This window comes from Vibrio sp. 2033 (genome assembly GCF_033339735.1).
Genome location: NZ_JAWOVC010000913.1, coordinates 1 through 503 on the forward strand (window position 1 = coordinate 1; position 503 = coordinate 503).

Genomic DNA, 503 nt, shown 5'->3' on the forward strand with positions numbered 1-503 from the left:
ATGGTTTCTCCGCGTAATTCGCGCACCCAAATTTACCGCCTGATTGACAATGAAATCGCCAATGCAAAGGCGGGCAAAAAGGCAGGATTAACCATAAAGGTCAACAACCTCGTAGATAAAGGCATCGTCACCCGTCTTTACGCAGCAAGCAACGCGGGGGTAAAGATCAACATGATCATCCGCGGCATGTGCGCTTTGGTTCCTGGAATTGAAGGCGTCAGCGAAAACATTCGAATCATCAGTATCGTTGATCGCTTTTTGGAACACCCACGCGTAGTGATCACGCACAATGATGGGGATCCTCAAGTCTACATTTCATCTGCCGATTGGATGACACGAAACATCGATCATCGTATCGAAGTTGCCGCTCCTGTTCGTGATCCACGTTTGAAACAGAGAATTATTGATATAACTAACATCCACTTTACCGATACAGTAAAGGCACGTTTGATAGACAAAGAGATGCGCAATAGCTATGTACCGCGCGGAAACCGTAAAAAAGT

General features: G+C 46.1%; 1 pseudogene. It reads left to right on the forward strand.

Annotation, left to right across the window (positions count from 1 at the left end):
• Positions 1-503, forward strand: a pseudogene (locus R7P74_RS29780) (polyphosphate kinase 1); the annotation flags it as partial.